Annotated in this window: 18 protein-coding genes; 15 read left to right on the forward strand and 3 right to left on the reverse strand. The window is 47.7% G+C overall.

Annotation, left to right across the window (positions count from 1 at the left end; genetic code table 11):
* Nucleotides 1-26: 26 nt before the first annotated feature.
* The 3 genes from hemH to DHX103_RS13290 all read left to right on the forward strand — a co-directional run bounded on the left by hemH (nucleotide 27) and on the right by DHX103_RS13290 (nucleotide 2,335).
* On the forward strand, nucleotides 27-959 hold the full coding sequence (gene hemH / locus DHX103_RS13280) for a ferrochelatase (RefSeq protein WP_422124782.1): 933 nt from the start codon (nucleotides 27-29) through the stop codon (nucleotides 957-959).
* A 95-nt stretch (nucleotides 960-1,054) separates the two neighbouring features.
* On the forward strand, nucleotides 1,055-1,522 hold the full coding sequence (locus tag DHX103_RS13285; RefSeq protein WP_422122727.1) for a FixH family protein: 468 nt from the start codon (nucleotides 1,055-1,057) through the stop codon (nucleotides 1,520-1,522).
* A gap of 192 nt (nucleotides 1,523-1,714) precedes the next feature.
* The gene (locus DHX103_RS13290; RefSeq protein ID WP_422122728.1) at nucleotides 1,715-2,335 is read left to right on the forward strand and encodes a hypothetical protein; all 621 of its coding nucleotides are present in this window, start codon (nucleotides 1,715-1,717) and stop codon (nucleotides 2,333-2,335) included.
* Between the two features lie 56 nt (nucleotides 2,336-2,391).
* Here DHX103_RS13290 and yhfH read toward each other — a convergent pair whose 3' ends face one another.
* Nucleotides 2,392-2,517: a protein YhfH gene (yhfH, locus tag DHX103_RS13295; protein ID WP_422122729.1), complete on the reverse strand. Its 126-nt coding sequence runs from the start codon at nucleotides 2,515-2,517 to the stop codon at nucleotides 2,392-2,394.
* A gap of 143 nt (nucleotides 2,518-2,660) precedes the next feature.
* Here yhfH and DHX103_RS13300 point away from each other — a divergent pair, with 143 nt between their 5' ends.
* The 7 genes from DHX103_RS13300 (at nucleotide 2,661) to DHX103_RS13330 (ending at nucleotide 12,197) form a co-directional block, all read left to right on the forward strand.
* Nucleotides 2,661-3,653: a lipoate--protein ligase gene (locus tag DHX103_RS13300; RefSeq protein WP_422122730.1), complete on the forward strand. Its 993-nt coding sequence runs from the start codon at nucleotides 2,661-2,663 to the stop codon at nucleotides 3,651-3,653.
* Nucleotides 3,654-3,726: 73 nt separating this feature from the next.
* Nucleotides 3,727-4,431 carry a response regulator transcription factor gene (locus tag DHX103_RS13305; RefSeq protein ID WP_422122731.1) on the forward strand — a complete coding sequence of 235 codons (705 nt, stop codon included), beginning with the start codon at nucleotides 3,727-3,729 and terminating at the stop codon, nucleotides 4,429-4,431.
* The gene (locus DHX103_RS13310; RefSeq protein ID WP_422122732.1) at nucleotides 4,431-5,459 is read left to right on the forward strand and encodes a sensor histidine kinase; all 1,029 of its coding nucleotides are present in this window, start codon (nucleotides 4,431-4,433) and stop codon (nucleotides 5,457-5,459) included. Before DHX103_RS13305 ends, DHX103_RS13310 begins: the two co-directional genes overlap by 1 nt.
* The gene (locus DHX103_RS13315; protein WP_422122733.1) at nucleotides 5,437-6,210 is read left to right on the forward strand and encodes an ABC transporter ATP-binding protein; all 774 of its coding nucleotides are present in this window, start codon (nucleotides 5,437-5,439) and stop codon (nucleotides 6,208-6,210) included. Before DHX103_RS13310 ends, DHX103_RS13315 begins: the two co-directional genes overlap by 23 nt.
* Complete coding sequence (locus tag DHX103_RS13320) at nucleotides 6,182-8,119, forward strand: ABC transporter permease (RefSeq protein WP_422122734.1); 1,938 nt, start codon at nucleotides 6,182-6,184, stop codon at nucleotides 8,117-8,119. Before DHX103_RS13315 ends, DHX103_RS13320 begins: the two co-directional genes overlap by 29 nt.
* Before the next feature lie 99 nt (nucleotides 8,120-8,218).
* Nucleotides 8,219-9,775, forward strand: a complete 1,557-nt coding sequence (locus DHX103_RS13325) for a fatty acid--CoA ligase family protein (RefSeq protein WP_422122735.1) — start codon at nucleotides 8,219-8,221, stop codon at nucleotides 9,773-9,775.
* Between the two features lie 445 nt (nucleotides 9,776-10,220).
* Nucleotides 10,221-12,197, forward strand: coding sequence for a S9 family peptidase (locus tag DHX103_RS13330; RefSeq protein ID WP_422122736.1), 1,977 nt, complete (start codon nucleotides 10,221-10,223; stop codon nucleotides 12,195-12,197).
* Between the two features lie 64 nt (nucleotides 12,198-12,261).
* On the opposite strand, the gene DHX103_RS13335 is transcribed toward DHX103_RS13330, so the two are convergent.
* Nucleotides 12,262-13,038 carry an enoyl-CoA hydratase-related protein gene (locus tag DHX103_RS13335; protein WP_422122737.1) on the reverse strand — a complete coding sequence of 259 codons (777 nt, stop codon included), beginning with the start codon at nucleotides 13,036-13,038 and terminating at the stop codon, nucleotides 12,262-12,264.
* Nucleotides 13,039-13,143: 105 nt separating this feature from the next.
* Between DHX103_RS13335 and DHX103_RS13340 the strand changes: the two genes are divergently transcribed.
* Together DHX103_RS13340 and DHX103_RS13345 are read left to right on the forward strand one after the other, a co-directional pair.
* Nucleotides 13,144-14,760 (forward strand): ABC1 kinase family protein, encoded by a 1,617-nt coding sequence (locus DHX103_RS13340; protein WP_422122738.1) that lies wholly within the window; start codon nucleotides 13,144-13,146, stop codon nucleotides 14,758-14,760.
* Between the two features lie 120 nt (nucleotides 14,761-14,880).
* Nucleotides 14,881-15,288 carry a hypothetical protein gene (locus tag DHX103_RS13345; RefSeq protein WP_422122739.1) on the forward strand — a complete coding sequence of 136 codons (408 nt, stop codon included), beginning with the start codon at nucleotides 14,881-14,883 and terminating at the stop codon, nucleotides 15,286-15,288.
* Here the strand turns inward: DHX103_RS13345 and DHX103_RS13350 are convergent.
* Nucleotides 15,285-15,836: a competence protein ComK gene (locus DHX103_RS13350; RefSeq protein WP_422122740.1), complete on the reverse strand. Its 552-nt coding sequence runs from the start codon at nucleotides 15,834-15,836 to the stop codon at nucleotides 15,285-15,287. The two genes, DHX103_RS13345 and DHX103_RS13350, sit on opposite strands and share 4 nt — an antisense overlap.
* A gap of 176 nt (nucleotides 15,837-16,012) precedes the next feature.
* Between DHX103_RS13350 and DHX103_RS13355 the strand changes: the two genes are divergently transcribed.
* From DHX103_RS13355 to uvrA, 3 genes are all read left to right on the forward strand, one after another.
* Complete coding sequence (locus DHX103_RS13355) at nucleotides 16,013-16,252, forward strand: IDEAL domain-containing protein (RefSeq protein ID WP_422122741.1); 240 nt, start codon at nucleotides 16,013-16,015, stop codon at nucleotides 16,250-16,252.
* Nucleotides 16,253-16,393: 141 nt separating this feature from the next.
* Nucleotides 16,394-18,376, forward strand: coding sequence for an excinuclease ABC subunit UvrB (gene uvrB / locus DHX103_RS13360; RefSeq protein ID WP_422122742.1), 1,983 nt, complete (start codon nucleotides 16,394-16,396; stop codon nucleotides 18,374-18,376).
* A 6-nt stretch (nucleotides 18,377-18,382) separates the two neighbouring features.
* Nucleotides 18,383-21,265, forward strand: a complete 2,883-nt coding sequence (gene uvrA / locus DHX103_RS13365; protein WP_422122743.1) for an excinuclease ABC subunit UvrA — start codon at nucleotides 18,383-18,385, stop codon at nucleotides 21,263-21,265.
* Nucleotides 21,266-21,279 lie beyond the last annotated feature (14 nt).

Raw genomic sequence — 21,279 nt, forward strand, 5'->3', positions numbered from 1 at the left:
TGACTAAAAAACTTCAGAGGTGAATGATAATGAAAAAGACAATGGGTTTATTGGTGATGGCGTATGGCACGCCTTATAAGGAAGAAGATATCGAAAGATACTACACGCATATCCGCCGCGGCCGCAAGCCGAGCGAAGAAAGCCTGGAAGATCTCCGCAGCCGCTACAAGGCAATTGGGGGACTTTCTCCTTTGGCAAAAATCACACAGGATCAGGCGAACGGATTGTGCGCACGCCTGAACGAAATACAGGATGACATTGAATTCAAAATGTATCTTGGCCTGAAACACATCGAACCGTTCGTGGAAGACGGAGTGGAAGCGATGAAGAAGGACGGCATTACAGAAGCCGTTTCGATTGTGCTGGCTCCTCATTTCTCTACGTTTTCCGTTAAATCCTATAACGGCCGTGCGGCAGAAGCGGCAGAAGCAGCCGGTATTTCACTGACTTCTGTGGAAAGCTGGTACACTGAACCGAAATTCATCCAATTCTGGAGCGAAAAAGTGAGTGCGGCATTTGCTGAAATGTCAGAAGAAGAACGGGCAAAATCATGCCTGATCGTTTCTGCGCATTCTTTGCCGGAGAAGATTATCGCGAACGGCGATCCATACCCGGAACAATTGAAAGAAACAGCAGACCTGATCGCTCAGGCAGCGGGCGTGGAAAATTACGAAATCGGCTGGCAAAGTGCCGGGCAGACGCCTGAACCGTGGATCGGTCCGGATGTCCAGGATCTGACACGTGAATTGCACGATGTGAAAGGCTATAACTCATTCGTCTACACACCGGTAGGTTTTGTAGCGGATCACCTCGAAGTGCTGTTTGACAACGATTACGAATGTAAAGTGGTCTGTGACGAAATCGGTGCAACATACCGCCGCCCGGAAATGCCGAACGTACAGCCGTTGTTCATCGATGGCCTTGCAGATGTCGTGATGAAAAAATTGGCTGAAAAATAAGGGGTTTATTTTTTCTGGCATGGAGTAGAAATACAAGGCGAGCTGTTTTATTGCCTATGCTTTCTGCGAATGAACACTTGGAGGAGTAAATCATAATGAAAAAAATTATATGGATGGCCATCCTTTTTGGCCTCTTGCTGCTTGCCGCTTGTGGTGAAGACGACTCGGCTGGAGCTGGTCCGAGCACAGAACTGATCGAGACCGAATTCAATTCGCCGGAAACAGCGGAGCCTGGAGAAGCTTTGACTCTGTCGGTGACAGTGACTCAGGGTGATGAATTGGTGGAAGATGCAGATGAAGTGGTGTACGAAGTATGGGAGTCCGGCCACCGTGAAGCGAGCGACATGCTGACGGCTGAACATAAGGGCGACGGTGTTTATGAAGCCGAAACCAGTTTCGATGAAGAAGGATTGTATTTCGTCCAGGCGCATACAACGGCTCGCCGCTTGCATGTAATGCCGACACAGGAAGTTACTGTGGGCAATCCGGATCCCGAATCGATTGTTCCGGATGACAGTGATGACAAGGACAGCAAGGTCGACATGGAAGGCCACGGCCATTAATAAATAGAAAACGCCCGAAAATGGTTGATACATTTTCGGGCGTTTTTTGTTTGGGTGTTGGGTCGACAGATTATCCATAAAATGGCGGATTTTAGTTGAAATTTGGAAGTAAATACATAAAATAACGAAACTTTTACAAATCATTCACGTAAGGATTGATTAAGGATAAAACAAATTTTAAAGGAGGTTCCTATGAAAAAGCATTTTAAAATTTGGAATACGTCGCTATTGTTTATTGCCGCAGGAGTTTTGGCGGGCTGCAATCAATCTGAGGTCGGGGAAGGAAACAGCTCTGCAGAAGAGATAAACGACACTGAATTCATTCAGCAGGCGATCAATGAGAAATTAGGTGTGGAGGCATATGTCCCAAAACATGAGGACTACCCGGCGACGTTAGCCTCTGTCGAATATCTCTTCACGCTGGAAGACGGCGAAGAGGTTGTAAGGGATGAGCCCAAGCAGGCAACTGTAACTTACCAGGCGTCTACTGAGGAGTTGTTTGAAGGCATTGACGTGGAAGCCTGGGAAGAAGAAAACAGAAGCGAAGTGCTTTACGGGGACTTTTATCAAGGGTCTGCTGCGGTAACGATGAATATCCGGCCACAGGGTGGAGCAACATTAAATGATTCAGAGTTAATAGAGATTTCAGGACAGGAAGTCCAATACCAATTCTTAGAAAGAGAGAACGGGAATTTTGTATTCATGTTGTTCGAAGCAGGAGGGGTCGGCTATTTCATCATTTATTTGTTAATTGACGGGCAAACAGAGGAAGATGCAAAAGGATTCGCTCAAGAAATCATTGATTCTTACTGATACAGTTTTCATCAAAAAAAGGCAAGCGCAATTTTTCTGCGCCTGCCTTTTTTGTCTTATAGCTCTGAACAGGAATTGCATTTAGTACCGTAGCATTCGTGCTGTTCTTCAATCTTTTCTCCACAAGTTGCGCATTGTTTCGGTGGCAGGTTCTTGAAAAATTCGACTACGTTCTCAATCATACATTCCAGCTCCTTTTTGTTATAGTACTGTCTTAATTAAACTTAGTGTATTATAACAGTTTGAAGAAGTCAACACTCAACCGTGAATTATTTTTAATTATCCGTTAAACTGAAAAGAGGAAACAAGCTAAAGGAGAGAGATTATGTATTTCGTAGACAATAAAGGAATCACCGATCCGCGCATCAACCTGGCCATTGAAGAATATCTGTTGAAGAATATGGATGTAGAGAAGGATCCGTTCCTGCTGTTCTATATCAATGAACCTTCAATCATTATCGGGAAAAACCAGAATACCGCAGAAGAAATCAATACGGATTATGTGGATTCCAATGGTATCCACGTCGTGCGCCGCCTGTCCGGCGGAGGAGCGGTTTATCATGATCACGGCAATTTGAATTATAGTTTCATCACGGTGGATGACGGCGAGAGTTTCCGGAACTTCCGTAAATTCACTGAACCGGTTGTAAAAGCGCTGAACGGCCTCGGAGTCAATGCAGAAATGTCCGGCCGCAATGATTTGATGGCGGAAGGCCGCAAGATTTCCGGCAATGCCCAATTTTCGACCCGGGGACGGATGTACAGCCATGGCACATTGATGTTTGATACGAATATTGAAGAAGTTGTTTCCGCTCTGAAAGTGAGCAAGGAAAAAATTGAATCGAAAGGCATCAAATCGATCCGCAGCCGTGTTGCCAATATTTCGGAGTTTCTCGAAACAGGGATGACTGTAATGGAATTCCGTTCTGAGATTCTGCATTCCATTTTCGAAGGGGAAGAAAACGTCAAACTTTGGGAACTGACGGATGAGGATTGGGAAGGCATCCATGAAATTTCCCGCGAGCGTTACGGCAACTGGGAGTGGAATTACGGCAAATCGCCGAAATTCAATGTGAAACATTCTCACCGCTTCCCTGTCGGCGGCATTGATGTGCGCCTGCAGGTCGAAAAAGGGCTGGTGGAAAACGCGAAAATATTCGGCGACTTTTTCGGAGTCGGTGATATAACAGAACTTGAAAACGCCATTACCGGCGTGAAGTACGAACGCAATGCGTTGGATGAGGCGATTTCCGATATGGACATCCCGAAACTTCTTGGCGGCATTACGAAGGAAGAATTTTTGAAATTAATTTATTAAGAAATAATGAAGAGTCTGCTTTTAAGCAGGCTCTTTTGTTAGAATGGAAAGAAAAAGGAAAGGAGGGTCATGTATGTCAGCACAACGGATATTTATCGTGGAAGATGATTTGAAAATTGCCGAAATGCTTGCGGAGACATTGCGGAAATACCATTACGAAGTGGAAACCGCCAAGGATTTCGATAAAATTCTGGAAGAAGCTGAAGCGTTTGAACCCCATCTGATTCTGCTCGATATCAATCTGCCATCCTATGATGGCTATTATTGGTGCAGGCAACTCCGATTGACCACCACTTGTCCGATCCTCTTCATCTCTGCCCGTTCCGGTGAAATGGATCAGGTTTTCGCTTTGGAAAACGGCGGCGATGATTTTATCACGAAACCTTTCCATTATGAAATCGTCCTTGCGAAAATAAGAAGCCATCTCCGCAGAGCCTTCGGGGAGTATGCGCTAAAACAGGAAGAACGTTCTGTCAAAGCAGGGCGCCTGACCTTGTATCTGGAGAGAATGGAATTGCATGTGAAAAATGAAGTCATTCCGTTGCAAAAAAAAGAAGCGACCATTTTAGGACTCCTATTGTCTCACTATCCAAAAGTGATATCCCGCGAGCAATTGCTGGAAGAGCTGTGGGATGACCAGGCGTTTGTTGACGAAAACACGTTGAACGTCAATATGACGAGAGTGCGCAAAAAACTGGCGGATTATGGTGTGCAGTCTGTTATTGAAACGGTCAGGGGAGCGGGTTACCGTCTTCTGATTGATGAGGGGGAACTGTAATGCTTCGCCTCTTTTTGAAAGAACATGCCGCTTATATGGTTTTTCAGGCTGTACTGGTCGCTTTTATCATGATCCTTTACTGGCTTGATGGTTTTCGCAACCTGGATACGGCCATCTATTCCTTTGTCATCAGCATTCTCCTGACCTCCGCATTTCTGGGAGCCCGCTATATCAAGCGCCATCGCTATTATAAAAAAATTACCGAAAATCCTGTCAAAATGGAGCACATGCTGCAAAAGGATGGGCGTTCGCCCGAGCAGATCCAAATGGACCTTTACCTTCAAAAACTCTATAAAGTTTATCAAAATGAAGCACAGGCCCTGTATGCGTCGCAAAATCGGCATCTTCAATTTATGAACCAATGGGTGCATCAGATGAAAACACCGATTTCCGTGATTCAGCTGCTGCTGCAGAATCCTGATGAATTGGATAAAAACAGTGTTGCCGAGGAGATTGATCGATTGAAAGCGAGTCTGGATACGGTCCTGATGAACGCCAGGCTGGATACGTTTGAGCAGGATATGCAAATTGAGAAAGTGGCTCTCCACGGATTGGCTGCAGAAATCATTACGGAAAACAAACGATTGTTCATTTCCAAACAAGTTTACCCCGTCATCGATGTGGACAAGAATTTCATCGTGGCCACTGACCGCAAATGGATGAAATTCATCCTGGGGCAATTGCTGACGAATGCCATCAAATACACGTTCGAAAAGGACAAAAAAGTATACATCACGGCCGCTTGCGACAATAGCCATATCCAGCTTGCCATTCGGGATGAAGGGCTGGGAATTCCTGCCACTGATTTGGGGAGAGTGACCAAAGCTTTTTTCACCGGTGAAAACGGGCGGAAAACTACAGAATCCACAGGAATGGGGCTTTATATTGCCAAGGAAGTCTGCAAGAAATTGGGCCACGAATTGCTCATCGAGTCGGCCGTGGGCCAGGGAACGACTGTATCCATCCTTTTTTCAAATCAGGATACAGTTCTACAGGAGGAAAAAAATGCCATTAGTGAAAATAGATGATGTGACCAAGGTATATGAAGGAAAAGTGACGCACCGGGCCATCAATCAACTGGGGTTTGAAGTTGAAAAAGGGCAATTTCTGGCAATCATGGGGCCGTCCGGCAGCGGCAAGACGACTTTGTTGAACCTCATATCGACCATTGACGACCTCACTTCGGGGCGCATTGAAATCGACGGCATCGACCCGCATGAATTGAGCAAGAACGATTTGGCTCTTTTTCGCCGGCGCAAACTGGGCTTTGTGTTTCAGGATTTCAACCTGCTGCAGATGCTGACGGTTGAAGAAAACCTGGTGCTGCCCTTGACGCTCGATTATGTGCCTTTGGAAGGGATGACGAAACGCGTTATGGAGATTGCCGACCGGCTCAGCCTGACGCCGATTCTCCATAAACGGCCCAATGAAATTTCCGGCGGGGAAGCCCAGCGCACCGCAATCGGGCGTGCGCTTATTCATAAACCGGACCTGATTCTCGCCGATGAACCGACAGGGAACCTGGATTCGAAAGCGTCACGGGAAGTGCTGGAATTATTATCCGCCATCAATAAAGAAGAAGGCGCAACGATCATCATGGTAACCCACGATCCGATCGCCGCCAGTTATTGCAACCGCGTCCTGTTTATCAAAGACGGCGAATTTTTCAATGAAATTTACAGCGATGAACGGCGCCAGACTTTTTATCAGCGCATCCTGAACGTTCTGTCTTTATTGGGGGGCAATGTAAATGACCTTTCGGCAGCTCGCTTACCATAATGTACTGCGCAATTTAAGGAGCTATGCCGCTTTTTTCCTTGCCAGTGTCGTCTCCGTCATGGTGTTCTTCGTCTATTCGATGTTCATCTTTCATCCATTATTCGAAGAGGAAGGCCTCGGAACTTTGGCAGTCCGCGGGATGCTGATTGCTGAAGTCGTCCTCTATATCTTTACGCTGTTTTTCCTGTTTTATTCGATGAGCGCTTTTTTGCAGGCGCGGTCGAAGGAATTCGGGGTATTGGTGCATCTCGGGATGACCAAAAGACAATTAAGCAAAATGATTTTCTTTGAGATGATGATCTTGGGCAGCATTTCGACGGCTGCCGGCATCGCTTTCGGATTTGTTTTTTCGAAGTTCTTTTTCATGATTGGCCGGGAAATCATGGAGCTGGAATCGCTGCCGTTATACCTTGACTGGAAACCATTCCTGTTGACGATCGGTGCATTTGCGAGCCTGTTCATCATCATTTCCTTTATCAGCGTCGGCTTTATCCGTACGAAGCGGGTGTTGAATTTGCTTCAGGGTTATTGGAAAGTTGAGGAGATGGGGAAGAGTTCGTATGTCCTGTCGGCGGCGGGCATCGGATTCCTGGTAATGGCTTATACGCTCGCGACGCTCGTTACGGATGAGACAGTTTATATGATGGCTTTCATCATACCGCCGCTTGCCACAATTGGCACTTATCTGTTCTTTACGCATTCGATCCATGCGCTGCTCAATCTTTTCAAAAAGAAAAAATCCTTTTTCTGGGACAAGACCAGATTGGTGTCCATTGCGGATTCTTCCGTTAAATTGAAAGACAGCGCGCAAATGTTCTTTATCGTGACCATCGTGTCGACCATCGCGTTCCTGACAGTGGGAACGCTCGCTTCGTTCACTTCCTATACCGGTGATTTTCGGGAATCGAATCCGCTGAGCCTGATTTATATTTCATTTGAAGAAAATCCGCAGGAAGCGGAACATATCAATCTGCTGGCCAATCAATTGGAGCGCAGGGGTTTGGCCTATGATATTGCGCCGCTGACTGTGAAACGGCAGACCTCGGAAGCGAGTGGCAACGAAGTTGATATTCTGCAGGCCTCGCAATTCAACCGGCTTGCGGCAGCGCTTGGCCACGAAGAAGTTGCACCGGGTCCAGGAGAAGGGATTTTTATCCCATATTCCCAGGAGTCACGGGCAGCATTGGATGTAACGATTACGGATACAGAGCTCGTTGAAAGCGGGGTTCCGCTTTTTATCGCAGAAGCCTATCCGCATATCATGTTTCCCAACCATACACTGAATGCCAACAGCATCATTGTCAACGACCAGGATTTCGCTGCAATCGATGAGCCGTTAGCCGGTTTTACCGAAGAACAGTCTTCGTTCACTTATTATGCCTTTGATGTGCCGGATTGGACGGCAACGCTCGGAGTCGGGAACGCCCTTTCCGATCAAATGGCAGAGGTTTTCGAAACAGCTGACTTTGGTTCGATCGCTTTTTACTTTGAAAATCCGGGCGAAGATTACCGCTGGTTCAAATCTTCATTCGCGCTGATGCTTTTCATCGGCGTGATGGTTGCGTTGGTATTCCTGCTGGCGGCCGGAAGTTTCATCTACTTCAAGCTGTATACAGGTTTGGAGCGCGACCGGAAACAATACGCCCTCCTGGTGCGGCTCGGGATGACTGAAAAAGAGCTGCTGAAAATCGTTAACCGCCAATTGGTGCCGCAATTTTTCCTGCCGTGGGCAATTGCATTGCTTCATAGCTCTTTCGCTTTCATTTCACTGCAAGTGGTATGGGATGAATTTGCCGAACTTTCCATTCTCGGGGAAATGGCCATCGTGCTGGCGGCCTTTACCATTATCCAATTGCTGTATTTCTACCTCATCCGCTGGCGCTATATAACTCATCTGCAGGCATCGTGATATTCACGGTGTCTGTTGTATTGTCTGAAGATTTATTTTATAATGAAGAAAGTGACGATTATGAATGAGTATTCATTCAATGGGAAAGAGGGATGCAAAATGAATTTAGTAAAAAGTGTTCACGAAATTGCCGGCCAAAATCCATCAAAAGCGGCCTATCATTTTATGGGGAAGGATACTTCCTACGGAGAATTTGAACAGACAGTGGGGAAATTCGCCAATGCACTGGAATCAATGGGCGTAAAAAAAGGGGATCACGTGGCGTTTCTGTTAAGCAATACGCCTCATTTCCTGATTTCGCTGTATGCGACAATGCGTCTTGGCGCAACAGCTGTGCCGATCAACCCGATCTATACGCCGGATGAAATCGCTTACATCGTCAATAACAGCGATGCGAAGGTAGTCATCGCGTTGGATGCATTATTGCCGCTTATTGAAAAAGCGCATATGGCATTGCCGGCTGTCGAATCGTATATCATCTGCGAAACGGACCCGTCAACCGGTGCCAAACTGGCGCAATTGCCGGAAGCTGTGAAAGGCAAAGTCCACGCATTCAGCAATATGCTGTTCAACGCATCTTCAGTAAACCTGCCAGTTGAAGTGGCTGAAGACGATACTGCGGTCATCCTGTATACATCCGGAACCACCGGCAAACCAAAAGGGGCGATGCTGACACACGGCAATCTATACTCCAACGCGCGGGATGTAGGCGAATACCTGAAGATCTCGTCTGCTGACCGTGTGCTCGCTACTTTGCCGGTCTTCCACGTGTTCGCATTGACAGTCGTCGTAAATGCACCGTTGATTCAGGGGGCTACAATTATCCTGGTTCCCCGTTTCAACCCGAAAGACGTATTCGATGCCATCAAAGCAACAAATGCGACAGTCTTTGCAGGCGTGCCGACAATGTACAATTTCATGTACCAGTATCCGGAAGCCAAGTCGTCTGATTTCGATTCCGTTCGGATGGCGATTTCAGGTGGTTCAGCGCTTCCAGTCGCTTTGCTCCATAATTTCGAAGATAAATTCAACGTCCGCATTTCTGAAGGCTACGGTTTATCCGAAGCTTCACCGGTTACTTGCTTCAACCCGATTGATCGCGAACGCAAAGCCGGTTCGATTGGCACGTCCATCATTAATGTAGAAAATAAAGTCGTTAACGAACTTGGCGAAGAAGTGGCTGTCGGGGAAGTTGGCGAATTGATCGTCCGCGGACCGAACGTCATGAAAGGCTATTACAAAATGCCGGAAGAAACAACTGCAACGATCAAAGACGGTTGGCTTTACACGGGTGATTTAGCGACAGTTGATGAAGAAGGCTATTTCTTCATCGTCGACCGTAAAAAAGACATGATCATTGTTGGTGGCTATAACGTTTACCCGCGTGAAGTCGAAGAAGTTCTATTCGCGCATCCGGGCGTGTCCGAAGCGGCTGTTGTCGGTTTGCCGGACGCAGATTTTGGGGAATCGATCAATGCGTATGTCGTATTGAAAGATCAGGTCTATACAACTGGCGACCTTCAGAAATACTGCGCAGAACATCTGGCGAAATACAAAGTGCCTAAGCATTTTGATATCATCGATGAGCTGCCGAAAAACACGACAGGCAAAATTCTGCGCCGTTCATTGAAAGAACAGGCGTTGAAACAACATTAAAAGAAGTGAGTATAACCCCCGGCAGTCTGCTGGGGGTTTTGTGGTTCCTATAATAATCAGTACTTCAAGGCTCTATTTAAATAAGGTGAACTAAAGAATTATCATGCTTATCCCGCATCAGCTCTTAAAGAGTAGCTTAGATATGGAGCAAAACAGCGAAGACGCCCAGGGGGCCAAGCGAAGTGCTGAGATCCACTCGGGCGATGATTCCGAGTTACTCAGGCGCAGAAAACCGTGCTCCTGCATCGCTGCGCTGCTTCGTCGCAAAGACTTAGCCTCGCAAGCGTCGGCTAATGTCTTCGAAGCTGTTTTGCGGAGTATCGATTATTAAAGAATATTAATTCAACCTATTTAATTTCGAAATTCATTGAAATTACTGACATTTTTCATTATAGTGAAAGAGTAAGTATTGCGAGAATCGAAATAGTTTCGAGGAGGAAATATAGTGGCTAAAAAAGCAGTGGAAATAAAAGACTTAACAAAATTGATCTCGGTAGCGGATCCGCACCTTTCACCTGACGGCACAGAAGCTGTCTTTATCCGCACGCATATCGATGAAGAAGACAATAAATACATATCGCATCTGTGGCACGTTTCACTGGAGACAGGCGAGTTGTCGCAATGGACATACGGCAAGCAGCGCGTGTCATCACCGCAATGGTCAGAAGACGGCAAATCCGTTGCATTCCTGTCAGACCGCACCGAAAAAAACCAATTATATATTTTGCCGGCCAAAGGCGGCGAAGCCCGCGACTTGACGGATTTTGAAAAAGGGGTCAACAGCTTCCGCTGGTCTCCGTGCAACAAGAAGATCTGGTTCGATGCGATGGTGAAAGAAGGCCAGACGTTCACGGACAAAGAAGAGAAAGATGAAAAGAAATTCCCGGAACCGTATGTTGTCGATAAGATGAAATACAAAATGGATGGCATGGGTTTGTTGCCGAAAGAATTTCACCGCCAGATCGGCCTCATCGACATCGAATCAAAGGAAGTCGAACAGATTACGGATGGCACCCATCATCATGGACTGGAAGCTGTGTCGCATGACGGCAGCAAGCTGGTCTACGGCGTGACGCGGGAAGAAAATCTCGATTTCGTCTTCCGTCAGCCGCTGTTCATCTACGATACCGAAAGCAAAGAAGAAACAGCACTCGTTGATGAAGAAGGTTATTTTGGCAGTGCCGTATTCTCCCATGACGATGCGCATATCGCTTATGTGGGCAGCACGCGCCACTATCAGAACGCCACGCACACGGAACTTTACGTCCATACGCTGGCGTCGAAAACAAGCATCTGCCTGACGGAAGGACTCGATATTCCAGTCGGCGATTATGTGGTTGCGGATCATCAGCAAAGTGCTGACGCACCAGGAGCTGTCTGGACGACAGACAACCATCTCTATTTCCAGGTGTCGACAATGGGCGATGTGCGCCTTTACTTCGCATCGCTTGACGGTGCAGTTTATCCGGCGTCTCCTGACATGGAGCATGTCTACGGCTACGATATCGCGCGGAACGGTGAATTCGCGCTTGCCGCGATCACCAATCCGGTGGATCCGGGTGAACTTTACCATTTGACGATTGCCACCGGCGACCGCAAAGCGCTGACTTCATTCAATAAAACCTATTTGGATGAAACGGAATTGGTTGCCCCTGAACTGATCATCGCAAAAGGAGCGAAAGACTGGGCTGTGCACGGCTGGTTGATGAAGCCTTACGGTTTTAAAGAAGGGGAGAAATATCCGCTCGTGGTCAACATCCACGGTGGCCCGCATGCGATGTATGCCAATTCATTTTTCCACGAAATGCAATTGCTTGCAGCGCGCGGCTTCGGTGTCCTGTATGTCAATCCACGCGGCAGCCATGGCTACAGCCAGGAATTTGTCGATGCAGTGCGCGGCGATTACGGCGGCGGCGATTACGAAGACATCATGAAATCGCTGGACGGTGCCATTGAAGCGAACAGCTGGATTGATACCGATCGCCTCGGCGTCACGGGCGGCAGCTACGGCGGCTTCATGACCAATTGGATCGTCGGCCACAGCAACCGCTTTAAAGCGGCAGTCACGCAACGGTCAATTTCCAACTGGATTTCGTTCTTCGGCGTTTCCGACATCGGTTATTATTTCTCCGAATGGCAGATGCAGGCGGATATGACGGATGTCGATAAGCTATGGCACCATTCTCCGTTGAAATATGCCAAGAATGTGGAAACACCATTATTGATCCTGCATTCCGAAAACGATTACCGCTGCCCGATTGAACAGTCGGAGCAATTGTACATCACGCTGAAAAGTATGGGGAAAGAAACGGAATTCGTGCGTTTCCCGGAAGCGGACCATAACTTATCCCGTACGGGCAAACCGAATCTGCGCTTTGCACGACTCGAGCAGATTGCCGGCTGGATGGAGAAATACCTGTAAGAAGAATAATAAGACAAAAGAGGCCGTCTGCTGAGCAGATGGCCTCTTTTGCGTTTCGGATATTTTATTTCCCCTTAAAGACAGGTTTGCGTTTTTCACCGAACGCGAGCAGCGCTTCGATGCGGTCTTCGGTTGGGATCGTCAATTCATAAGCTTTTCTTTCGATATGCAACCCGGTCTGCAGGTCTGCATTCATACCATTCTTGATGGCGAATTTTGCCTGCTGCAGGGCAATCGGGCCATTCGCCAGCATCGCATCGGCAAATTCACCGGTCACTTGTGCCAATTCTTCCGGCGGTGTGACACGTGTCACGAGGCCGTAGTCCAGCGCTTCAGCCGATTTCAGGCGGCGCGCAGTCAATATCAGTTCCAGCGCTTTCGACTCGCCGATCAAGCGCGGCAGCCGCTGCGTTCCGCCGGCGCCAGGAATAATGGCGAGGCTGGTTTCCGTCAGGCCGAGCAATGTATTATCCGATACGATCCGGAAATCACAGGCAAGAGCCAGTTCCATGCCGCCGCCGAATGCAAAGCCATTGATCATGGCAATGGTGGGCTGTGGAAGATTCTCGATCGCGGAAAAAATTTCGCCGATCTTGTAGATATTGCGTTTCACATGCTGGTCCGTCAATGTTTTCCGTTCCTTTAAGTCCGCGCCGACACTGAATGCCTTTTCTCCGGCGCCGGTAAAGACCACCACACGGATATCGGGATTGATGCGGATTGCCTCAACCACCTGGCCAAGTTCCATCAGCATATCGTAATTAAACGCGTTCATCGCATCCGGGCGATTCAATGTGATGAATGCTAAATTTTCTTTTTGTTCATAATGAATTGTGTCCATTTTCATCCCCCTTGTCTAATTTCCATCCTTTTAAAACATACCACTTTTTGGACTATTCCGCTATCAGTGCCTATAATGTAATATACAAGAGGAGGGACCCCGCTTATGAATCAGATTACTTTTATCCGTGTCATTCGAATCGTTTTTATGGCTGTGAAATTCTTTATGCGGGCAACGCTCTTCCAAAGACGCCATCGCGGCAATTGGAATCCGCTGGTGGAGGAGAAATGGAACAAACTTGTTACCGAAATGGCCAAACAATATAAGAGCCTCGCACTCCAATTGGGCGGTCTCATGATAAAATTGGGGCAATTCCTGTCGACGCGCGCTGACATCATGCCGCCCAGTTTTCTCGCTGAATTGGAGGGGCTGACGGACAGAGTTCCTTCCGTGGAGCGGGAACAAATCGTCGCAGTACTGGAGCGCGAATGGAACACACCGCATACCACGTACTTAAAAAATCTTTCTGAGGAAGCAATCGCTTCTGCATCGATAGGGGAAGTTTATAAAGGCATCATGAAAGACGGCAGTGAAGTTGCGATCAAAGTGCAGCGTCCGGGCACCAGCCGCATTCTGCGCGCCGATTTTCAGGCTGTGCGGATCGTCATCTGGCTGGCCCGCAAATTCACTAATTTTTCAAAGCAGATCGACTTTACGAAATTATATCTGGAAATGACCGAAACCATTGGTGCAGAATTGAATTTCCAGCAGGAATTGCAAAACGGCCGGAGCTTTGCCGAACGCTTTGATGAAATGGACGGCATTCAATTCCCGCGCTATTTCGAAGACCTGTCCACCCGCCATGTATTGGTGATGGACTGGATCGAAGGCGCACGGATCACGGATCTTGCCTTTATTGAAAAACACGATATTGACCGTTTTGAAATCTCCGAGAGGCTGTTCATCCTGTTTCTCGAACAGGTTCTCTACGGGGGGCAATTCCACGCAGATCCGCATGGCGGCAATATCCTGTTGAAGCAGGACGGTACAATCGTGCTAATCGATTTTGGGATGACGGGCATGATCCGGAAATCGGATTCGCAAGCGGTATTGAGGATCGCCGAAGGCATCATCTTTAAAAATTATGACCAGGTGCTGGATGGCCTGGAAGATCTTCGCTTCCTGCTGCCGCATGCAGACCGGGAAATACTGAAAGATGCCATCTCGCGGCTTGTCACGGCATATGAGTCGGACGAACTGATGGAAATGGACAGCTTCGTTGTCGAAAGATTGATGAAGGATCTCCAAAAAATTGTTCGTACGCAGCCGGTTCAGCTGCCTTCAGAGTTCGCCTTTTTTGGCCGCGCTGTTTCAATTTTTGTCGGCGTGCTCCATGTCTTGAATCCGAAAGTCGACCTGATGGCGCTGGCGCGTCCGCGTATTCTGGAATGGGCAGCATCGCAGAAGGAAGGCGAGAAAGTCTTCGGCAAAGGGGACGTTTTGCGCTGGATCCTCAATTCGACCGGCCCGCTCCGCGTTTTGCCGCAGAAAGTCATCAATTATCTCGAGGAACCGGAACGGATGCGCAATTATCTGGAAAATCGGGACGGCCGCATGCGGGAATATCGCCGCGATCTGCAGAGCAGAATGTTCGCCGGCATTTTCAGCATCCTGGCATTTACGGGGATTTCCATTTCCGTCTGGTTTTCAAACGAACCTTATCTGTGGCTGTCGTCCGGCGCCTTCATCGCTTCGCTGGTCGTTTATCGGTCTATAAAATAAAACCTCTGAGCATCTCGCTCAGAGGTTTTTTATGTTTGGCGTATTGCAATTCCAAAAATAGAGAGTATTATTATAAATAAGAACAAATGTTCCCTTATTTATTATCGGAATCACCTAACAATGGTTTGGATAGCGGGGCTGATTCGTGAAGGTGGTGAGGACATGCCTTTGATTCCGCAGGAAGAGATTGGCCATTTTGAAAATATGATATATCTGCCCATGGTATTGACTGTGCTGGAGCGTGACCGGCTGCTGTTCGAAAACGGTTCATTCAAATTGAAACGCCCCTACCTGGAAATGGTGGAAGGGGCGATCAGTCTGGTGCAAAAGGAATTGAAAGAAACCAAAATGCATATGCGCAAGCGCCAGATGAAAGTAATGCGGGGCGCTGGAGATGACACTTTTACCGAGTACGTGTTTTATCATGGAGGATATGAAGATCACCGGCGCTATTTAAATCTGCGTTTGCGCAACCGGGTAGAGGAACTGATCCGGCTGTATCTGTCAATGGCAGAGCTGAAAGCCTAATCTGAAGGATGCCGTGTGCGGATTGGCATCGGGCGCTTTGTCACATAAGTCAATTGCTGCTTATGCTGATTCTGCGCTTTTTTAAAATAGCGGCGCAAAGATCCCGCAAAAGAATGCTGGTTCCTCAATGCGATGGCTGAAACGTCCAGACAGACAGATTGTCCGTTGCTCAGGTAAACGATGCTTCCTCCGCATTCATCACTTTCAATCAGGTCGATCGCGTCGTAATTGAACCAGACCGACTCTTTATTTTTCGGTGAATGAGTGGGAAAGAAAATCAGTGGATTGCCATAATACTCCCCGATGATAATCGGAGGCTTGTGCTTCACGCCGATCGCTTTCTGTGCATAAAGCGTGGCGCTTTCAAGCGAACCGCGATAAAAAGAGCAGGATCCGGTAATCGTTTTATAGGCGGTTTGCTCAACAAGAAATTCACTCCGGTCTTCGAGTACCCGGGTTACGAGGCGCGAACCTTCCATATGTGGGATCAATGCGTATGTATTATTGCAAACTGTATAGGAAAAGGGATTGTAATTCTTTCGACCCATGCTAAAACACCCCCAAAATTTACTTTACTCTCCTTATTATAATAATAATTGGAAAATATACAATCTTTTTAATTGTTAAAATAAAATAAATTCTCATCGTTTGAATTTTCTAAATAATTATTGTTCTTTTTTAAAATTTAATGTATACTAATGAAAAGCATTCGGGGTGAGGTAGAATGGAAAACTATTATTCTTATGCTGATTTCATGAAGGCGATGGCCCAAACCAAGAAAATTTCTGAAGCGGAAAAATTGCTGAACGAGATTTATCTCGATCTTTTTCTTAAGCATATCCACCGTTCGCAACAGGAAGAGCAACTTATGAATCTGATAGATGAAGCCCTGGACTCGCACGACCGCAATGCATTCAATCGATACAGCCAGCAATTGCAGGCTTTGAAATGTGAAGAATCCTGATAAAAAAAGAAACGCTCACAGGAGCGTTTCTTTTTTTATGCCGCGAAATTATTTCGCAAAAAACATACGTTCGCTTTTTGTTAGGGGATTTTTAGGGCATATGATAAAATAAAGGTATTGAAAAACGGGAGGATTTATACTATGAAACAGGAATTTAATCTGCAGGCTCCGTATGAACCAGCGGGAGATCAGCCCCAGGCAATTGCCGAGTTGACGGAAGGAATTTACAACGGCAAGCGATTCCAGACATTGCTGGGTGCAACGGGTACAGGGAAAACGTATACGGTGTCCAATGTGATTCAGGAAGTGAAGAAGCCCACACTTGTCATGGCCCACAATAAAACATTGGCGGGTCAACTTTACAGCGAGTTTAAAGAGTTTTTTCCGGACAATGCTGTGGAATACTTTGTCAGCTATTACGATTATTATCAACCGGAAGCGTACGTGCCACAATCCGATACTTATATAGAAAAAGACGCCAGCATCAATGATGAAATCGACAAGCTCCGGCATTCTGCCACCTCGTCGCTTTTTGAGCGCGATGATGTAATCGTCATCGCTTCCGTATCCTGTATTTATGGACTGGGTTCTCCGAAAGAATACCGCGAACTGGTGGTGTCCTTGCGCAAAGGGATGGAAATTGAACGCAATCAGCTCTTGCGAAAATTGGTCGATGTCCAATATGAACGCAATGATATCAACTTTATCCGCGGTACCTTCCGCGTTCGCGGAGACGTGGTGGAAATTTTCCCGGCTTCGCGGGATGAAAGATGTCTGCGGGTCGAATTTTTCGGCGACGAAATTGACCGCATCCGTGAAGTGGATGCATTGACCGGTGAAATCATTGGCGAACGTGACCATGCCGCAATTTTTCCGGCTTCCCACTTCGTTACACGCGAAGAGAAAATGGTCAAAGCCATTGAGAACATAGAAGCGGAACTTGAAGAGCGGCTGAAAGAGATGCGCGCGGAAGACAAACTGCTGGAAGCGCAGCGTCTCGAGCAGCGAACACGCTACGACCTCGAAATGATGAGGGAGATGGGCTTTTGTTCAGGAATCGAGAACTATTCGCGCCACCTGACTTTGCGTCCTGCGGGGGCGCAGCCGTACACGTTAATCGATTATTTCCCGGATGACTTCCTATTGATAGTCGATGAAAGCCATGTGACGCTGCCGCAAGTGCGCGGCATGTTCAATGGTGACCAGGCGCGGAAGAAAGTATTGGTCGACCACGGTTTCCGTCTGCCTTCTGCAATGGACAACCGTCCGTTGACATTCACGGAATTCGAAGAGCATATCGATCAGGCGTTGTTTGTTTCCGCAACGCCGGGACCTTATGAATTGGAGCACACACCGGATATGGTGGAGCAAATCATCCGGCCGACAGGGCTTTTGGATCCGACCATCGAAATCCGTCCGATCGAAGGGCAGATTGACGATCTCATGGACGAGATCCGTCTGCGTGCCGAACGCAATGAACGGGTGCTGGTGACGACGCTGACCAAGAAAATGTCGGAAGACCTCACTGCTTATTTAAAAGAAGCGGGAGTCAAAGTGAATTATCTTCACTCCGAAATCAAGACGCTCGAGCGCATTGAAATTATCCGCGAGCTGCGGATGGGCGTCTACGATGTGCTCGTCGGCATCAACTTGCTGCGGGAAGGTCTAGACATCCCGGAAGTGTCACTCGTGACCATCCTGGATGCGGATAAAGAAGGCTTCCTGCGTTCTGAACGTGCCCTCATCCAGACAATGGGCCGAGCCGCACGAAATGCAAATGGTCAGGTAATCATGTACGCTGACAGAATAACGGATTCCATGCAAAAAGCAATGGATGAAACCACACGCCGGCGCACGATCCAGGCCGCATACAATGAAGAACACGGCATCACGCCGATTACCATACAAAAGAAAATCCGCGATGTTATCCGTGCGACAGTGGCATCGGAAGAAGCGGAAGAATATGTCTCCAAAGCGACGTCAGGCAAAAAACTCAACAAAGAGGATCGCCTGAAACTGATCACTTTATTGGAATCAGAAATGAAAGAAGCGGCCAAAGCGCTCGATTTCGAACGGGCGGCGGAACTGCGGGATACGGTGCTTGAACTGAAAGCGGAAGGATGATCGATTTTGAGAAATCAGGAAATCAAAATACAGGGTGCGCGAGCGCATAATTTGAAAAATGTTGATATAACCATACCGCGCGATAAACTGGTGGTAATGACCGGTTTATCGGGATCCGGTAAATCTTCTTTGGCTTTCGATACGATTTATGCGGAAGGGCAGCGCCGTTATGTGGAATCGCTGTCTTCTTACGCCCGCCAATTTCTCGGACAAATGGACAAACCGGATGTGGACTTGATCGAAGGCCTGTCACCGGCAATTTCGATCGACCAGAAAACAACCAGTAAAAATCCTCGTTCAACGGTTGCGACGGTTACGGAAATTTATGATTATATGCGCTTGATGTATGCCAGAGTCGGCAAAGCGATCTGCCCGAATCATGGCATCGAAATTTCCTCCCAGACCATCGAACAGATGGTGGACCGTTTGGTCGTTTATCCGGAGCGCACAAAAATGCAGATTCTGGCTCCGCTGGTCTCCGGCAGAAAAGGGACACACGCCAAATTGTTTGAAGACATCAAAAAGCAGGGCTATGTGCGTGTAAGGGTCAACGGTGAATTAATCGATCTCGATGACAATATTGAATTGGATAAAAACAAAAAACATTCAATCGAAGTGGTGATTGACCGCATCGTCATGAAAGAGAACATTGCGCCGCGGCTCAGCGATTCACTTGAATCCGCTTTGAGATTGAGTGATGGCAGAGTGCTGGTGGATGTGATGGAGCAGGAAGAATTATTGTTCAGCGAACATCACGCCTGTCCGATTTGCGGATTTTCGATCGGTGAATTGGAACCCCGTATGTTTTCATTCAACTCACCATTTGGCGCTTGTCCTGACTGTGACGGGCTTGGCCATAAGCTGGAAGTGGATCCCGATCTGGTGATTCCGGATTGGAGCCTGTCATTAAATGAACACGCCATTGCTGCGTGGAAGCCGACCAGTTCCCAATACTATCCGCAATTGCTGAAAGCCTTATGCAATCATTTCAAGATCGATATGGACGCGCCACTCAGTGAATTGCCGGAAGAACATATAAATATGATTCTCCGAGGTTCTGGAACTGAAAAAATCCGCTTCCGTTACGAGAATGAATACGGCCAAGTGCGCGACAATCATATCAATTTTGAAGGTGTCCTTTCGAATGTCGATCGGCGCTACCGGGAAACATCGTCGGATTATATCCGGGACCAGATGGAAAAATATATGGCGCAGCAAGCTTGTCCTGCTTGCGCCGGCCATCGCTTGAAACCGGAATCACTGGCAGTGAAAGTCAACGGACTCCATATCGGGAAAGTTTCGGAATTCTCGATTGTGGAAGCGGATGATTTTTTCAAAAATCTCGAGCTGTCGGAAAAAGATATGCAGATCTCTTTATTGATTCTTCGGGAAATCAAAGAAAGACTGGGTTTCCTGATCAATGTCGGCCTCGATTATCTGACACTGAACCGGGCGTCCGGCACGATGTCAGGCGGGGAAGCGCAGCGGATTCGTTTGGCTACCCAAATCGGGTCGCGTCTGTCAGGTGTCCTCTATATACTGGATGAACCGTCAATCGGCCTCCATCAGCGGGACAATGACCGGCTGATCAATACGCTGAAGGATATGCGCGATATCGGCAACACGCTCATCGTGGTTGAACACGATGAAGATACGATGCTTGCGGCGGATTATTTAATCGATATCGGCCCGGGAGCAGGAGTGCACGGCGGAGAAATCATCGCTGCCGGCACTCCGGAAAAAGTGATGAAAAACAAAAAGTCGCTGACCGGGCAATATTTGAGCGGCAAAAAATTCATTCCGCTGCCAGCGGAACGGAGAGCACCGGATGAACGCGCCATTTCAATCCGTGGAGCGAGCGAGAATAACCTGAAAGGCGTCGATGTCGATATTCCAATCGGTATCTTTACAGCAGTGACTGGGGTGTCGGGTTCAGGGAAAAGCACGCTCGTCAATGAGATCCTCTATAAGACGCTGGCCAGCAAATTGAATCGGGCCAAGATTAAACCCGGCAAAGCTGTTTCGGTGACAGGTTACGAAAAGCTCGAAAAAGTTATTGAAATCGATCAGTCACCGATTGGGCGCACACCGCGTTCGAACCCTGCGACATATACCGGCGTCTTTGATGACATCCGTGATGTCTACGCCAAAACAAATGAAGCAAAAGTGCGCGGTTACCAAAAAGGGCGATTCAGTTTCAACGTCAAGGGCGGTCGCTGTGAAGCATGCCGCGGAGATGGTATTATTAAAATAGAAATGCACTTCCTGCCGGACGTCTATGTGCCATGTGAAGTTTGCCACGGCAAGCGCTACAACCGGGAAACGTTGGAAGTGAAATACAAAGACAAGAACATCGCCGATGTATTGGCAATGACCGTGGAAGATGCCCATGCGTTTTTCGAAAACGTTCCAAAGATCAACCGGAAACTTAAAACGATTGTGGATGTCGGTCTCGGCTATGTCACGATGGGGCAGCCGGCGACCACTCTCTCCGGCGGTGAGGCGCAGCGGGTCAAATTGGCTTCTGAACTTCATAAGCGTTCCGACGGCAAGTCTTTCTATATACTTGACGAACCGACTACCGGTTTGCACGCGGATGACATTTCCCGGTTGCTGAAAGTGCTTCAGCGCATAGTCGACAACGGAGATACGGTTCTGACGATTGAACACAATCTGGATGTCATCAAAACTGCTGACTATCTGATAGACCTCGGACCGGAAGGCGGCGACAAAGGCGGAACCATCCTGGCGACCGGCACTCCGGAAGAAATCGCTGAAGTCGAAAACTCGTATACCGGCAAATATTTAAAACGGATCCTCGAACGTGACCGGGCACGAATGGATGCGAAAGTAAGCAAAGCCAGCCGCAGGAAAAAAGTAGCGAAATGAAACCTTTTCAGGCA

This window comes from Planococcus daihaiensis, assembly GCF_049262615.1.
In the GTDB taxonomy this organism is placed as follows: domain Bacteria; phylum Bacillota; class Bacilli; order Bacillales_A; family Planococcaceae; genus Planococcus.